General features: G+C 72.1%; 14 protein-coding genes and 1 tRNA gene. 10 read left to right on the top strand and 5 right to left on the bottom strand.

Annotated elements, in window-relative coordinates; translation table 11 throughout:
• Positions 1–156: 156 nt before the first annotated feature.
• Complete coding sequence (locus ACNQOV_RS08510) at positions 157–366, bottom strand: hypothetical protein (RefSeq protein WP_022905794.1); 210 nt, start codon at positions 364–366, stop codon at positions 157–159.
• A gap of 42 nt (positions 367–408) precedes the next feature.
• Between ACNQOV_RS08510 and ACNQOV_RS08505 the strand changes: the two genes are divergently transcribed.
• Positions 409–480: transfer RNA gene (locus ACNQOV_RS08505), tRNA-Gly, on the top strand.
• Between the two features lie 43 nt (positions 481–523).
• Here ACNQOV_RS08505 and lasR read toward each other — a convergent pair.
• From lasR to ACNQOV_RS08485, 4 genes are all read right to left on the bottom strand, one after another.
• Positions 524–1,243 (bottom strand): transcriptional regulator LasR, encoded by a 720-nt coding sequence (gene lasR, locus ACNQOV_RS08500; RefSeq protein WP_347032980.1) that lies wholly within the window; start codon positions 1,241–1,243, stop codon positions 524–526.
• A gap of 244 nt (positions 1,244–1,487) precedes the next feature.
• Entirely contained in the window at positions 1,488–1,742 is a 255-nt protein-coding gene (locus ACNQOV_RS08495; RefSeq protein WP_022905795.1) for a DUF6510 family protein, read from the bottom strand.
• The gene (locus ACNQOV_RS08490) at positions 1,739–2,524 is read right to left on the bottom strand and encodes an FAD-binding oxidoreductase (RefSeq protein WP_416394141.1); all 786 of its coding nucleotides are present in this window, start codon (positions 2,522–2,524) and stop codon (positions 1,739–1,741) included. The genes ACNQOV_RS08495 and ACNQOV_RS08490 overlap by 4 nt, the downstream gene beginning before the upstream one ends.
• Complete coding sequence (locus ACNQOV_RS08485; RefSeq protein WP_402262813.1) at positions 2,521–3,114, bottom strand: molybdopterin-dependent oxidoreductase; 594 nt, start codon at positions 3,112–3,114, stop codon at positions 2,521–2,523. The genes ACNQOV_RS08490 and ACNQOV_RS08485 overlap by 4 nt, the downstream gene beginning before the upstream one ends.
• A 256-nt stretch (positions 3,115–3,370) precedes the next feature.
• Here ACNQOV_RS08485 and ACNQOV_RS08480 point away from each other — a divergent pair, with 256 nt between their 5' ends.
• The 9 genes from ACNQOV_RS08480 (at position 3,371) to phoA (ending at position 14,252) form a co-directional block, all read left to right on the top strand.
• Entirely contained in the window at positions 3,371–4,972 is a 1,602-nt protein-coding gene (locus ACNQOV_RS08480; protein WP_416394140.1) for an ABC transporter substrate-binding protein, read from the top strand.
• Positions 4,969–6,018 (top strand): ABC transporter permease, encoded by a 1,050-nt coding sequence (locus tag ACNQOV_RS08475; protein ID WP_416394139.1) that lies wholly within the window; start codon positions 4,969–4,971, stop codon positions 6,016–6,018. Before ACNQOV_RS08480 ends, ACNQOV_RS08475 begins: the two co-directional genes overlap by 4 nt.
• On the top strand, positions 6,015–6,893 hold the full coding sequence (locus tag ACNQOV_RS08470) for an ABC transporter permease (RefSeq protein WP_416394138.1): 879 nt from the start codon (positions 6,015–6,017) through the stop codon (positions 6,891–6,893). The genes ACNQOV_RS08475 and ACNQOV_RS08470 overlap by 4 nt, the downstream gene beginning before the upstream one ends.
• A complete protein-coding gene (locus ACNQOV_RS08465; RefSeq protein WP_416394137.1) occupies positions 6,890–8,689 on the top strand; it encodes a dipeptide ABC transporter ATP-binding protein in 1,800 nt (599 codons plus the stop codon). Before ACNQOV_RS08470 ends, ACNQOV_RS08465 begins: the two co-directional genes overlap by 4 nt.
• On the top strand, positions 8,686–10,725 hold the full coding sequence (locus tag ACNQOV_RS08460; protein ID WP_416394136.1) for a CocE/NonD family hydrolase: 2,040 nt from the start codon (positions 8,686–8,688) through the stop codon (positions 10,723–10,725). Before ACNQOV_RS08465 ends, ACNQOV_RS08460 begins: the two co-directional genes overlap by 4 nt.
• A complete protein-coding gene (locus tag ACNQOV_RS08455) occupies positions 10,722–11,375 on the top strand; it encodes a TetR/AcrR family transcriptional regulator (RefSeq protein ID WP_416394135.1) in 654 nt (217 codons plus the stop codon). Before ACNQOV_RS08460 ends, ACNQOV_RS08455 begins: the two co-directional genes overlap by 4 nt.
• A gap of 29 nt (positions 11,376–11,404) precedes the next feature.
• Complete coding sequence (locus ACNQOV_RS08450; RefSeq protein ID WP_022905803.1) at positions 11,405–11,818, top strand: SIP domain-containing protein; 414 nt, start codon at positions 11,405–11,407, stop codon at positions 11,816–11,818.
• A gap of 109 nt (positions 11,819–11,927) precedes the next feature.
• The gene (locus tag ACNQOV_RS08445; RefSeq protein ID WP_022905804.1) at positions 11,928–12,422 is read left to right on the top strand and encodes a Dps family protein; all 495 of its coding nucleotides are present in this window, start codon (positions 11,928–11,930) and stop codon (positions 12,420–12,422) included.
• Between the two features lie 138 nt (positions 12,423–12,560).
• Positions 12,561–14,252 carry an alkaline phosphatase gene (gene phoA, locus ACNQOV_RS08440; protein ID WP_416394134.1) on the top strand — a complete coding sequence of 564 codons (1,692 nt, stop codon included), beginning with the start codon at positions 12,561–12,563 and terminating at the stop codon, positions 14,250–14,252.
• The last annotated feature ends 53 nt before the right edge of the window (positions 14,253–14,305 follow it).

The raw sequence follows: 14,305 nt of genomic DNA, 5'->3' as shown, positions 1-14,305 counted from the left end.
CGGCGGTCGGTCGCACGGTCCACACCGGGCGCTGATCCGTTGCCCGCGCCCCCGACGCTAGTGCACGCCGGCGCCGCCGGGACGAACCGGATGCGTTCCGCAGCGCGTGTCATGTCCTGCGGTCGGGCTCCGACGGTCCAGGAGGCGCTGGTCGGCTCAGCCGACCGGCCGGTAGATCGCGATGGGGGGCGCCTGGTCGTCGCCGTCGTCGTGGCTCTCGCCGGAGGACAGCCAGGTGCGCCCCTCGTGCTCGATCGTCGTCGGCAGGTCGCCGTGCACGAGGATGCGCACCGCGGGCCGGTCGCCGTCGACGAGGTCCACACCGTGGGCCTCGGTACCGCCGGGGTTGTCGTGCACGTAGCTCATGGTGCGATCGAACTCCCTCGGCCTGGTAGTGTTCTCGTGTACGCGGATGTGGCGCAGTGGTAGCGCATCACCTTGCCAAGGTGAGGGTCGCGAGTTCGAATCTCGTCATCCGCTCAGTACACGAAGGCCCCGGTCACCCGACCGGGGCCTTCGTCATTCAGAGAGTAATAAGACCCAAATTAACGGCCATAATGGCCGCTACGCGGCGGGAGGTCACACCGAACTTCCGCCGAATATTTCCCATATGGAAGTTCACATTGGCTTCCGAGCAGTTGCAGATAACCGATATCTCCCAACTGGTCTTGCCGATGGCGCACCACTGCAACACTTCCTTCTCCCGGCTGGTCAGAACCACCGGTTTGCTGACCGGATGTTCGAAGGCCAGTCCGGCACCGCTCTGCAGTGCGTAGTCCTTGAGCATCCACAGGGTCGGCAGGACCGACTCTATGAAACGGTTGGCCTCGGCCCGGTTTTCCGCTTCCACGCTGAGGCTCAGCGCGCCGAGTTCGCCGCGAGCACCATGCAGCGGCATGGTCAGCCCATACACCAGGCCGGCGGCCGAGGCTTCCTCGAAGAACTCGTGCTGCTTTCGCGTCTGGTAGATGGACGGTTCCCAGAAAATCGGCAGTACGCTCTGGGTACAGTGACTGACCGTCGGGTCGACCCGCGCGTAGCCAGCCCGGTCGTAATGCTCGCGCCAGGCGGCCGGGTAGTTGCCGACGATGAAGGCGTTCTCGTAGTCCTGGCTGTCCTTAGGCAACAGGCCGAACAGGATCTTCGAGAATCCAAGGTCGCTCGCCATCTTCTGCAGGATGGCGCTCCACTCCAATTTTCCACTTGAGCGTTCCAGCTCAAGAAAACCGTCAACCAAGGCCATGGGGACGGCAGTCGTTCCCGGTCCGGGGGCGCAGGCTTCGGGTGCCCGCGCCCCTCGGACGCGCGGGCCACCGTGCCCACTCGAGCGCCTGCGGATGGGTGGTCCGGTCGGCGCCCATCGAGTGATCCGGAACGGGGCGTCGTCCGGATGGGTCGACTTCCGCCAGCATGCGGTTTCCCGCACGGATCCCGCACGTCCGTGCGCCGACACGGCGTGGCGCTCGCGCTCCGTTCGCCGAACGCCCTCAGTCGTCGCCGGGGGTGACGCGCGCGCCCGGGATGCCGATCCAGGGCCCTCCCGGGACGTCGACGACCGTGACGAGCACGTCGTCGCAGTGCGGGCACCGCGCGACGACGCCCATCGGACTGGCGTGCACCCGCGTGACCGCGAGTGCCCCGACCGTCCGGCACCCGGAGCACCGGAGCGTGGCCACGGTCGGGTCCGGTCCGAGGAACCCGGCGAGCGCCCCGGCCAACGCGTTGCCGTCGAGCATCGTCATGCGCTCCCCCCGAACCGTTCGGCGCGGACGTCGGTCGTGTCGTGACCGAGCTCGCCGAGCCAGGTGAGCACCTGCTCGACGAAGGGCGTCGACCCGCAGACGTAGACGAGGGCGCCGGCGTCCGGCGGGAACACCGCGGCGGCGAGGGCGTCCCGGGTGAGCCGTCCGGCGGGGGTCGTCGCACCGTCAGGGGCCCGGCGGCTGTACACGACGGTGGTGTCGACCCCTGCGGCCTCGGCCCGGTCGAGCTCGGTGCGGAAGAACACGTCGTCCGGGGTGCGCACGGCGTAGAGGAGCCGGAACGGCGCCGGGTCCTCGGCCTCGGCGTGCGCGGTGGCGATCGCGGCGAGCGGGACGATCCCGGATCCGCCGGCGACGAGCTGCACCGGGCGGTCCGACACGCCCGGGCGCCAGACGAACCAGCCGCCGAGCGGACCGTGCACCTCGAGGGCGTCCCCGACCTCGACGGCGTCCACGAGGAAGGGGGAGACCTCGCCGTCCTCGACCCGGTCGACCGCGAGCACGACCGAGGTCGCCGTGCCCGACGAGGCGATCGAGTAGGAGCGTGACGCCTGGTAGCCGTCCTCGGCCGTCAGGCGCAGGTCGAGGTGCTGTCCCGGGTCGTTGCCCGGCCAGGTGGGGACGTCGAGGACGATCCGTCGGGCGTTCGGCGTCTCCGGGGAGACGGCGGCGACCGTCGCGGCGTGCCAGGCCGGCCGCCTGCGTGCCGGTGCCGACGTCGGCGGGGCGTTCCGTGCCTCCAGGCCCTCGACGGCGCTCACCAGTACCGCTCCTCCTTCCACGGGTCGCCGTGCAGGTTGTAGCCCGCGTTCTCCCAGAACCCGGGCTCGTCCTCGGACTGCATGACGATGCCGCGCACCCACTTCGCGCTCTTCCAGAAGTAGAGGTGGGGGACCAGCAGGCGGGCCGGCCCGCCGTGCTCGGGGGTGAGGGGCTCGCCGTCGGCCTCGAACGCGATCCACGCCTGGCCGTCGAGCAGCTCGTCGAGCGGGACGTTCGTCGTGTAGCCGCCGAAGCTGTGCACCATGCAGAAGTCGAGCGATGTCTCGACGTCCTCGAACAGCCGGTCGAGCGGGACGCCCCGCCACGGCATGTCGAGCTTCGTCCAGTGCGTCACGCAGTGGATGTCGACGGTGACGTCCTCGACCCCGAGCGCGTGCACCTCGTCCCACGTCCAGGTGTGCAGCCCGGACTCGGTCCGGATCGAGAACGCCCAGTCGGTGGGCGCGATGTCGGGGGTGGCGCCGGCGGACAGCACGGGCCAGTCGCGCACGAGCGTCTGGCCGGGCGGGATGCGCGGGTCGTCGCGGTCGTCGCGGCGACCGCCGAAGCCTCGGGTGAAGGTCGCCATCGGTGCTCCTCGCTCGCGCGTCCGGTGACCGCGTGGTCGCCGCTGTCGTCGATCATCCCGCCTCCGACCGGCCCTCGTGTAACGGCTTGGTAAACCTTCCCGCGCCCGTGGCGGGGCCGCACTGGACCGCTCGATCGCCCGCAGCCCGCGGATCCGGGGCTGTCCGGTGCGCCGTGCGGGTCCGACGCCGGGCTTGGCCGCGGGCGATCCGCCCTCTATCGTTCACCGGAACGATTACCAGGAGGGGTCACCCCGAATGCCACCCATCGTCCACGAACCCCGGAACGCCCGCGGCCCGAGCCGTCGCGCGGTCCTCACCGGCGCCGCCGGCCTCGCCGGCCTCGGCCTGCTGACGCTCACCGGGTGCAGCTCCGGCGCCTCGGCCGGCACCACCGACCTGCCGGAGGCGGCCGCCACCGGGACCGCCCGACGCGGCGGTCGGCTCCGCATCGCCCGTCCGGCAGCCTCGGCCGCCGAGACGCTCGACTCCGCGAGCTCCCTGTCGGCGTACGAGTACCTCGGCGCGCTCTACAACCGGCTCGTCAAGCTCGACGAGCAGGGCCGGACCGTGCCCGACCTCGCCGAGGAGTGGTCGGCGAACGCCGACGGCACCGAGTGGACGTTCCGCCTCCGCCGCGGGGTCCGGTTCCACGACGGGTCGCGCTGCACCGCGGACGACGCGATCGCGAGCATCCGGCACATCCTCGACGAGAAGACCGGCAGCCCGCAGGCCGGGGTGCTCGGCGAGGTGATGGACGCGCGCTCCATGACCGCCGTGGACCCCTACACGCTGCGGTTCGCGCTCACGAAGCCGAACGCCGAGTTCCCGTCGCTCCTCACCGCCTACCAGTGCTACATCGTGCCGGCGGACGCGATCACGGACATCGGCCGGACCGGCATCGGGACGGGGCCGTTCCGGCTGTCGTCCTTCACCCCGGCGGGCGCCGGCAGCGTCGAGGCCTTCGACGACCACTTCGCCGGTCGCCCCGCGCTCGACGGGATCGACTTCTTCTCGATCCAGGACACCACCGCCCGGGTGAACGCGCTGCTCGCCGGGCAGATCGACCTCATCTCGCAGACGAACCTCGACTTCGCGACGGCTCGGGTCGTCGCCGCCTCCGACCGCGCGACCATCGCCCGCTCGAAGAACGCGCAGTGGTACACGATCCCGATGCTCGCCACCTCCGAGGAGTTCCGCGACCCGCGGGTCCGGCAGGCGATGAAGCTCGCGTACGACCCCCGCACGATCGTGGACACCGCCCTGCAGGGCACCGGCTCGCCCGGCTGGGACAACCCGGTGCCGCCGCAGCTCGCCGCGTTCGTGGACGACCACCGCGAGTACGACCCGGACAAGGCGAAGGCGCTGCTCAAGGCCGCCGGCCGGTCGGACCTCCGTACGTCGATCTACACGTCGAGCTACGAGTCGGTGTTCACCCCGATGGCGGTCGCCTACCGCGACGCCGTCGCGGACGCGGGCATCCGCCTGACCGTGCAGAACGCCAGCTCGGACTCGTACTACACGCAGATCTGGATGCAGAAGCCGCTCATGGTGAGCTACTGGTTCACGGGCCGTCCGATCGACCAGCTCCTCAACCAGATCTTCCGGTCCGGCTCGTCGTACAACGAGAGCGCGTGGTCGAACGAGCGGTTCGACGGGCTGCTCGACGACGCCCGTGCCGAGATGGACGACGCGAAACGCCTGACCCTCTACCAGGACGCCCAGCGGCTCGTGGTCGAGGACGGTGCGGACATGACCCCGATGTTCGGCGACCGCCTGGTCGGGCTGTCCCGCGACGTCGTGAACTACTCGGAGTACGGCTTCGAGTTCGACTACCTCCGGATCGGACTGCGCCGATGACCCCCACACCCCGGCGCACCGCGCCGTCGGACGTCCTCGTCCCCGTCCTCCGCCGCCTCGGCATCGCCGTCCTGACGGTCGTGCTCGCGTCGCTGTTCGTGTTCCTCGCCGTGCAGGCGCTGCCCGGCGACGTCGCGCAGCAGCTGCTCGGCCAGAACGCCACACCGGACGCGGTCAAGCAGCTCCGGGAGTCGCTCGGGCTCGACCAGAACGTCTGGCTCCGGTACCTCGAGTGGCTCGGCGGCGCGGTGCACGGCGACTTCGGCACCTCGCTCGTGAGCGTGGAACCCGTCGCGCCGACCCTCTTCACCGCGTTCCGGAACAGCATGCTCATCGCGGTCCCCGCGATGCTCGTCGGCGTCACCCTGTCGCTCACGCTCGGGGTCGTCGCGGGGGTCCGCCGCGGCCGCGCGTCCGACCGGGTCATCTCGATCGTCAGCCTCGTCGTGATGAGCGTGCCGGAGTTCATGGTCGCCACCGTGCTCGTGCTGCTGTTCGCGATCGGGCTGCCGCTGTTCCCCGCGGTCGTGCTGCGGGGGAGCGACGCCACGGTGGCCGAGCTGCTGCCGACCATCTGGCTGCCGATCATCGTGCTCACCCTGGCGATGGCGGCCTACATCGTCCGGACCGCACGGTCCTCGACGATCGACGTGATGGCGTCCGAGTTCGTCACGACCGCCGAGCTGAAGGGCCTCACCATGCGACGGGTGGTCTGGAAGCACGCGGTCCCGAGCGCGCTCCTGCCCACGCTCAACGTCGTGGCGCTCAACGTCGCCTGGCTCCTCGGCGGGGTGGTCGTCGTCGAGAACGTCTTCAACTACCCCGGCATGGGCAAGCTCATGCTCGAGTCCGTCTTCAACCGCGACCTGCCGACGATCGAGGCGATCGCACTCCTCAGCGCCGTCGTCTACGTCGTGTGCAACCTGGCGGCCGACCTCACGGCGCTCGCGCTCGACCCGAAGCTCCGCACCCGACAGCGTCGGACGCGCACCCGGACCCGCGCCGGGTCGCGCGGCACGCGCTCCGCCCGGAAGGCAGCAGCATGACCGCCATCGCCCCGCGCACCCGGACCGTCATCGGCGCCGCCGTCGCCCCCCTGCGCGGCTCGACCGCGCTGAGCATCGGCCTGGGCCTCATCGCGCTGCACCTCGTGCTCGCGGTCCTCGCACCGCTCATCTCCGGGCACGACCCGGTCGCGACGAACTCCGCCGACGTGCTCGCCGGTCCGACCTGGACGAACTGGCTCGGCACCGACCAGTACGGCCGCGACATCCTCTCGCGGACCCTCAACGGCGGTCGGTACGCGCTGCTCGTCACCTTCCTCGCGACGACCATCGCCGTGGCGATCGGCACCGTCCTCGGGTGCGTCACCGCGTACGCCGACAACTGGTTCGACGAGGTCGTGATGCGGGTCGTCGACGCGCTCCTCAGCGTGCCGTCGATCCTCGCGCTCCTCGTCGTCGTCACGGTCTTCGACGCCGGCCTCTGGGTCATCGTCCTCGCCGTGACCGTGGTCTACGCGCCGGCCGTCACCCGTGTGGTCCGCGGCGCGGCACGGACCGTGATCACGCAGGACTACGTCACCGCCGCGCGCGCCCGCGGGGAGCGCGCCCTGTCCATCGTGTTCCGCGAGATCCTGCCGAACGTGCTCGACGTGGTCCTCGTCGAGTACGCGATGCGCGCCTCCTGGATCGTCCTGCTCGTCGCCTCGCTGTCCTTCCTCGGCTTCGGTGCGAACCCGCCGACGCCGGACTGGGGGCTCATGGTGCAGGAGAACCGCACCGCCCTGACGGTCGTGCCGCTCGGCACGCTCGCCCCGATCGTCGCGCTCGCGACCCTCGTGATCGGGCTCAACCTCGCCGCCGACGGACTGGCGAAGTCCCTCGGTGTCGACCGTGCCACGCAGGGGGTCAGCGCATGACGCACACCGACCAGACCACCGCCCCGGACGTCGCCGCCCGGGCGACCGGAGCGGGCACGGACCCGATCGTCCGGGTCACCGACCTCGCCGTCTCGTACGCCGCCGGCCGACGACTCGTCCCGGTCGTCCGTGGTGTGTCCTTCACGATCGCGGCCGGTCGGACCCTCGGCCTCGTCGGGGAGTCCGGCAGCGGCAAGTCCACCGTCGCCCGCACCCTCCTCGCGCACCTCCGCGCCGGGTCGCGGATCGAGCGCGGCTCGGTGCGGGTCGCCGGCGACGACGTGTTCGCCCTGTCGCCGGCCGGGCGACGGTCGCTCCGGGGTGGCACCGCCTCGGTGGTCGCGCAGAACGCTGGGCAGGCCCTCACCCCGTCGATGCGCGTCGGCGAGCAGATCCGCGAGGCCCTGCGCGCCCACGGCGAGCCCGACGGCCCCGAGCGCGTGCTCGAGCTCGTCCGGCTCGTCCGACTGCCGTCGCCGGAGACGATCGTCCGCCGGTACCCGCACCAGCTCTCCGGCGGCCAGCAGCAGCGCGTCGCGATCGCGATGGCGGTCGCCGCGCGGCCCCGGGTGCTCGTCCTCGACGAACCCACCACGGCGCTCGACGTCGTCACCCAGGCGGCCGTCCTCGACCTCGTCGCCGACCTCGGGCGCGAGCTCGGCATGGCCGTCCTGCTCGTCAGCCACGACCTCGGCGTCGTGTCGGCGATGGCGGACGAGATCGCGGTGATGCGCGACGGCGAGGTCGTCGAGCACGCCGCCACGGCGGCGCTCTTCGCCGCGCCGCAGCACGAGTACACGCGCGCCCTGCTGGCGGCGGTGCTGGACGGGCGACGGCCGGGAGGGACGGACCACGTGCCCGAGACGGCGACCGTCTCGTCGACGGTCGCCTCCAGGGCCGGCCGCACCGTTCCTCCCGAACCGCTCGTCCGCCCCGTGGTGACCGCCGAGGACCTGGTCGTCCGCTACGCGAGCGGCCTGCCCGCCGCCGTCGACGGGGTGTCCTTCACGATCGCGCCGCGCGAGACGCTCGCCGTCGTCGGCGAATCCGGGAGCGGCAAGTCGACGCTCGCGACGGCCCTCGCGGGCCTGGTGCCCGCCGAGTCCGGCACGTTCGCGTTCGACGACGGCACCGTGTCGGGCGACCTCCGCGAGCCCGTCGCCGGACGCTCCCCGGAGCTCCGCCGTGCCGTGCAGCTCGTCTTCCAGAACGCGGACACGTCGCTCAACCCCCGGCGGACCGTCGGCGCGGCGATCGCCCGCCCGCTCAAGCTCTTCACCGGTTCCTCGTCGGCGGAGCGGGTCGGCGAACTGCTCACGCAGGTCGGGCTGGGGCCGGCGTTCGCCGACCGCCTGCCCGCGCAACTGTCCGGCGGGCAGCGCCAGCGCGTCGGCATCGCCCGGGCGCTGGCCGCCGAGCCGCGCCTCGTCGTCGCCGACGAGATCACGACGGCACTCGACGTGCAGGTGCAGGCCGGGATCCTCGCGCTCCTCGCCGAGCTGCAGCGTTCGCGCGGGCTCAGCTGCCTGTTCATCAGCCACGACCTCGCCGTCGTGCGTGGCGTCGCCGACCGCGTCGCCGTGATGACCGGCGGTCGCATCGTCGAGATCGGCCCGACCGATGCCGTCTTCGGCGGCCCGAACCACCCGTACACGGCGACGCTCCTCGCGGCGACGCTGGAACCCGGCAGCACCGTGCTGCCGGACGTCGGCGACGGCGTCCCACGCTGGCGGCACGCCGAGGGCTGGACGGACCGCGGCGACGGACACCTGACCCGGAACTGGGAGGACGCATGACCGGCTCCACCGCACTCGGGGTGGATCCCGTGCTGCCCGAAGGCGTGACCGTCCGCGACGAGTGGATCCCGATGCCCGACGGCGTCCGGCTGCACACCCGGATCTGGTCACCGTCGTCGCCCGACGGTCCGGTGCCGGTGCTGCTCGAGTACCTGCCGTACCGGCTCGACGACTGGACGGCGCCCCGCGACTCGGAACGGCACCCCTGGTACGCCCAGCACGGGTACGCCTCGGTGCGGGTGGACATCCGTGGGACCGGCTCGTCGGACGGGTTCTTCGACGACGAGTACAGCGAACAGGAGCTCCGCGACGGCGAGGCCGTGATCGCCTGGCTCGCCGAGCAGGAGTGGTCGACGGGTGCCGTCGGCATGTTCGGCATCTCGTGGGGCGGGTTCAACGCGCTGCAGCTCGCCGCCCGTGCCCCCGAGGCCCTCAAGGCGATCGTGACGGTGTGCTCCACCGACGACCGGTACGACAACGACGTGCACTACGTCGGCGGTGCGGTGCTCGGGATCGACATGGCGGCGTGGGGCGCGACGATGTTCGCCTTCAACTCGCGCCCGCCGCGGCCCGAGGTCGTCGGTTCCGGCTGGGTCGACCAGTGGCGTGACCGTCTGGATCGGAACCGGCCGATGACCCCGGTGTGGTTGTCGCACCAGGAGCGCGACGACTACTGGCGGCACGGCAGCGCTGCGGAGGACTACGACGGCATCGGCGCCGCGGTCCTCGCGGTCGGCGGTTGGGCGGACCCGTACCGCGACGCCGTGCTCCGGCTCGTGGCGAACGTGGACGCCCCGGTCAAGGGCATCGTCGGTCCGTGGTCGCACCAGTACCCCGACCGAGGGCTCGCGCCCGGGCCGTCGATCGGCTTCCTGCAGGAGACCCTGCGGTGGTGGGACCGCTGGCTGCGGGGGATCGACACCGGCGTCGAAGCGGATCCAGCGCTCCGTGCCTGGATCAACGAGGGCGAGGCGCCCGCGACGTACTACGAGTCGCGCCGCGGCCGGTGGGTCGGCGCCGAGGCGTGGCCGTCGACCGCGACCGTGGCACGCAGGGTGGGGTTGACCGCGCTCCGCGGCGGCGCAGACGGCCCGGTCGTCGTGCGGTCGCCGCAGCACACCGGCGCCGACGCGGGCCGGTTCTTCCCGTTCGGGAACGCCACCGACCTGCCGCCGGACCAGCGCGCCGAGGACGGCCGCTCGGTCTGCTTCGACCTGCCGCTCGAGGAACCGCTCGACGTCCTCGGCAACGTCCTCGTCCACCTCGCGGTCACGAGCGACCGACCACGGGCGACGCTGACGGTCCGGCTGTGCGACGTCGCCCCGGACGGCTCGTCGACCCTCGTCACGCGTGGTGTCCTGAACGCCGCGAAGCGCGACGGGGCGGACCGGAACGACCCGCTCGAGCCCGGGATGCCCGCGTCGCTGCCGGTCCGCCTCGTGTCGACCGGACACCGGTTCGCCGCCGGGCACCGGCTCCGGATCGCCGTGTCGACGGCGTACTGGCCTTGGGTCTGGCCGCACCCGGACGCGCCGACCGTGACGCTCGACCCCGCGGCGTCGACCCTGGAGCTGCCCGTCTGGACGCGTGGCGCCGACGACGGCGTCCGGTTCGAGCAGCCCGAGCGGTCGACACCGCTCGCGATCGAACGGGTCGCGCCGACCGAGGCTCTCCCGCAACGCACGGTCACGCACGACGTCGAGACGGGGGAGTGGACCCTCGACGTCGACCCCGGGTACGGCGGCGGACGCGTGTACCCGGACGGCCTCGTCTTCAGCGAGGACGCCCGCGAGACCTACCGGATCCGGTCCGACGACCCGACGAGCGCCAGCGCGACGTCCCGTTGGTCGATCGGGTTGGAGCAGCCCGGGTGGGCCGCACGGATCGAGACCGCGTCCGAGGTCACCGCGGACGCCGACGCCTTCCACGTGCGGAACACCGTGCGCGCCTGGGCACGCGACGGAGGCCCCGACGTCCCCGAGTTCCTCGTCGCCGACCGGACCTTCGTCGACGACGTCCCGAGGACCTCGGCGTGAGCGGCGCAGGACCGGCCCGGGTCCGACAGCGCCCGGAGGTCCGCCGCGCGATGATCGTCGAGGCCGCGCGGGCCGTGATCGTCCGGAACGGTGTCGGCGCCACCGGCCTGCGCGACATCGCCGCCGAGGCGGACGTCTCGGTCGGGACCGTCACCTACCACTTCGGCAGCGTCGCGGAGATCCTCAACGAGGTCGTCGTGCTCGAGACCGAGCGCTTCTACGGGGCGATCGTCGCCGCCGTCGACGCCGAACCCGACCCCGTCGTCGGCATCCGCATGCTCGTCGAGCCGCTCTTCGGCGACACCGAGCAGGTCCGGCAGCACTGGCGGATCTGGTCGGACTACTGGACCGCGGTCGTCCGTCGTCCCGAGGTCGCCGCGGAGTACGCCGAACGCATCCGCGTCTGGGAGGCGTGCCTCGTGCGGGTCGTCCGCCGGGGCACGGACGCCCGGGTGTTCACACCGGAGGGGACGGCCGAGGTCGTCGCGCTCAAGCTCGCCGCGTACAGCGACGGGGTGGCGACGCAGATCGCGCAGGGTGTCCCCGGGCTGACGAACACCGTCGCGCTGTCGTGGATGTGGACGTTCCTCGCCCACGAACTCGGTGTGCCGGCTGAGCGTCTCGCCGGAACCGTGTCGGTGCCCTTGTGATGAGGTAAGGCTTCCCTTACCGTTGCCGTATGGCACGGACCCGGCGACAGCCCAGCGAACGCATCCTCCTCGCCGGTGGCGTCGACGACCTGCCCGAGATCACCCGCATGCTCGAGGACCTGCCCGCCAACGCGTACGGCCAGGTCTTCGTCGAGACGGCCCTGCCGGAGCAGGTGCACACCCTCCCGGCGCCCCCGCGGGTCACCGTGACCTGGCTGGTCCGGAGCGCCCGCCCCTCGGCGGTGGCGTCCCTCGTCTTCGCCGACCACGGCGAGGCCCTCGCGAGCGCGGTCACGGGGTGGGCCGCCGAGTGGTGCGTCGCCGACTGCGAACCGCGCACGACCGTCTGGATCGGCTGTGCCGACAGCCCCTGGGTCGAGCGGGCGCGCTCCGTCGTGCAGATCGAGCTGGACGAGGCCGGCTTCGACACCCTCGTCGGCTGACGGGGCGAGGCCAGCCTTCGCTTCCTTGTGGCGCACGAGCGGAGCGGGCACTGTTGTCACCATCGGACCCACCCCACTCGGGTGGGACCACGAGGCAGGAGGAAACGACATGACCGACACCACCAGCACCAGCACCACGTCGCCGTTCTCGACCACGCCGGAGCTCGCCGCCGGTGTGGCGCAGTTCCTCGCCCCGGTCGTCATCGACCTCGAGGCGCTCGTCGTCAACGGCAAGCAGGCGCACTGGCACGTCCGTGGTCGCAACTTCGTCGGCGTGCACGAGCTGCTCGACACGATCGTCGAACACGCGCAGGAGTGGGCCGACCTCGCCGCGGAACGCATCGTCGCACTCGGCCTGCCCGTCGACTCGCGCATCGCCACCGTCGCCGCGAACACCACGATCCCGCCGCTCTCCGAGGGCTTCCAGAACTCCGACGTGACCATCACCGAGGTGATCGCCGAGATCGACGCCGCGCTGCTGCAGGTCCGCCGTGCGGTCGAGGGCCTCGACGAGGTCGACCTCAACAGCCAGGACGTCGTCATCGAGATCGAGCGCGGGCTGACCAAGGACCGCTGGTTCCTGCAGGCCCACCTGGCCGCGTAGACGCGACCCGTCCGACGCACGCGCACCGACCGCGCGGCAGCCGTTCACGTGACGGCCGTCGTCCGTTCACCCGCCTGTACCCACGCACAGCCATCCTCGGATGGCACCCGTTCGGGGCACAGACGAGGGGAACAACCGATGCAGCACACTCCCGAGCGACGCCGCCGGACGGCGCTCGCACTCTCCGCCGCGCTCATCGCCGGCGCCGTGGCACTGCCGGGCGCGGCCGAGGCGGTCGGGCAGCTCGCGCTCGACCAGCACGGCGGCGCCCAGCGCCACCAGGGCGACCAGACGCGCTCGGTCCAGCAGGAGATCGAGCGCGCCGGCGCGAAGAACGTCATCCTGCTCATCGGCGACGGCATGGGCGACTCCGAGATCACCATCGCCCGGAACTACCAGTACGGCGCGGCCGGCCGGCTGCCGGGCCTCGACGCCCTGCCGCTCACCGGGTCGTACACGACGTACTCCGTGGTCAAGGACGGCGCGGACAAGGGCAAGCCCGACTACGTGACCGACTCCGCGGCGTCGGGCAGCGCGTGGGCGACGGGCACGAAGACGTACGACGGCGCGATCTCGGTCGACGTCGACGGGAAGCAGCAGCAGACGCTCCTCGAGCTCGCCAAGGCCAACGGGCTGCGCACCGGCGACGTGTCCACCGCCGAGATCCAGGACGCCACCCCGGCGGTCCAGGTCGCCCACGTCGGCGCCCGCTCCTGCTACGGCCCCGACACCGCGTCGTGCGGCACGGACGCGCTGCAGAACGGCGGCCTCGGGTCGATCAGCGAGCAGCTGCTGAACACCCGACCGGACCTCACCCTCGGCGGCGGGTCGGCGAGCTTCCAGCAGACCGCGAAGGCCGGGCAGTGGCAGGGTTCGACCCTGTTCGACCAGGCCGAGCAGCGCGGCTACCAGGTGGTCTCCGACGCCGACGGCCTCGCCGCCGTCCGTCGCGCCGACCAGTCGAAGCCGCTCCTCGGACTCTTCACCCCCGGGAACTTCCCGACCCGGTACGCCCCCACCACGGCGACCGTCGGCGGGGCCGACCAGGCACCCGTGCAGTGCACGCCGAACCCGGCACGCCTGTCGACCGGGCTCTCGCTGCAGTCGCTCACGAACAAGTCGATCGACCTGCTGAACCGTGACCGTGCGAAGTCCGGCAAGGGCTTCTTCCTGCAGGTCGAGGGCGCGAGCATCGACAAGCAGGACCACGCCGCCGACGCGTGCGGCCAGATCGGCGAGACGATCGACTTCGACGAGGCCGTGCAGGCGGCGCTCGCGTTCGCCGAGAAGGACGGCAACACGCTCGTGATCGCCACGGCGGACCACGCCCATTCGAGCCAGATCGTCGACAACACGCCGCCGACCTCGCTCTCCACGGCGCTCCGCACGGCCGACGGCACCACGATGAAGGTCTCGTACGGCACCTCGGCCGCCGGCAGCTCGCAGCAGCACACCGGCACGCAGGTCCGCATCGCGGCGTACGGCCCCGGCGCCGCGAACGTCGTCGGGCTCTCGGACCAGACGGACACGTTCTTCACGATCCGCGACGGCCTGGACCTGCACGAGGACCTCGCGGCGCTGTCCCGCGGCGCCCGCGTCGACCTGTCGGTCGGGGCACCGCGTCCGGGCCAGCGCGTGATGCTCACGGGCTCGCGGTTCGCCGGCGACCGCCAGGTGCGGGTCGCGGTCGGCTCGACCGACCTCGGCACGGTCGACGTCATCGACGGCACCGCCACGGTGGAGTGGAAGGCGACGCCCGGCAAGTCGACGATCACCTTCACGGGCGTGCAGTCCGGCAAGCAGGCGTCGAAGCAGGTCCGGGTCCGCTAGCACCCGGTACGGACGACGTCCGCGGCGCGCCCTGCCGGACCGGCGGGGCGCGC

The organism is Curtobacterium sp. LFS084 (assembly GCF_047977705.1).
GTDB lineage: Bacteria > Actinomycetota > Actinomycetes > Actinomycetales > Microbacteriaceae > Curtobacterium.
Note: the sequence above shows the minus strand (reverse complement) of the source record. Positions and strands in the feature narration are given on the sequence as shown.

What these genes read in the sequence shown, in the direction of transcription:
- ACNQOV_RS08510 (WP_022905794.1), bottom strand. Translation starts at nt 366, where the DNA reads ATGAGCTACGTGCACGACAACCCCGGCGGTACCGAGGCCCACGGTGTG.
- lasR (WP_347032980.1), bottom strand. Translation starts at nt 1,243, where the DNA reads ATGGCCTTGGTTGACGGTTTTCTTGAGCTGGAACGCTCAAGTGGAAAA.
- ACNQOV_RS08495 (WP_022905795.1), bottom strand. Translation starts at nt 1,742, where the DNA reads ATGACGATGCTCGACGGCAACGCGTTGGCCGGGGCGCTCGCCGGGTTC.
- ACNQOV_RS08485 (WP_402262813.1), bottom strand. Translation starts at nt 3,114, where the DNA reads ATGGCGACCTTCACCCGAGGCTTCGGCGGTCGCCGCGACGACCGCGAC.
- ACNQOV_RS08480 (WP_416394140.1), top strand. Translation starts at nt 3,371, where the DNA reads ATGCCACCCATCGTCCACGAACCCCGGAACGCCCGCGGCCCGAGCCGT.
- ACNQOV_RS08475 (WP_416394139.1), top strand. Translation starts at nt 4,969, where the DNA reads ATGACCCCCACACCCCGGCGCACCGCGCCGTCGGACGTCCTCGTCCCC.
- ACNQOV_RS08470 (WP_416394138.1), top strand. Translation starts at nt 6,015, where the DNA reads ATGACCGCCATCGCCCCGCGCACCCGGACCGTCATCGGCGCCGCCGTC.
- ACNQOV_RS08465 (WP_416394137.1), top strand. Translation starts at nt 6,890, where the DNA reads ATGACGCACACCGACCAGACCACCGCCCCGGACGTCGCCGCCCGGGCG.
- ACNQOV_RS08460 (WP_416394136.1), top strand. Translation starts at nt 8,686, where the DNA reads ATGACCGGCTCCACCGCACTCGGGGTGGATCCCGTGCTGCCCGAAGGC.
- ACNQOV_RS08450 (WP_022905803.1), top strand. Translation starts at nt 11,405, where the DNA reads ATGGCACGGACCCGGCGACAGCCCAGCGAACGCATCCTCCTCGCCGGT.
- ACNQOV_RS08445 (WP_022905804.1), top strand. Translation starts at nt 11,928, where the DNA reads ATGACCGACACCACCAGCACCAGCACCACGTCGCCGTTCTCGACCACG.
- phoA (WP_416394134.1), top strand. Translation starts at nt 12,561, where the DNA reads ATGCAGCACACTCCCGAGCGACGCCGCCGGACGGCGCTCGCACTCTCC.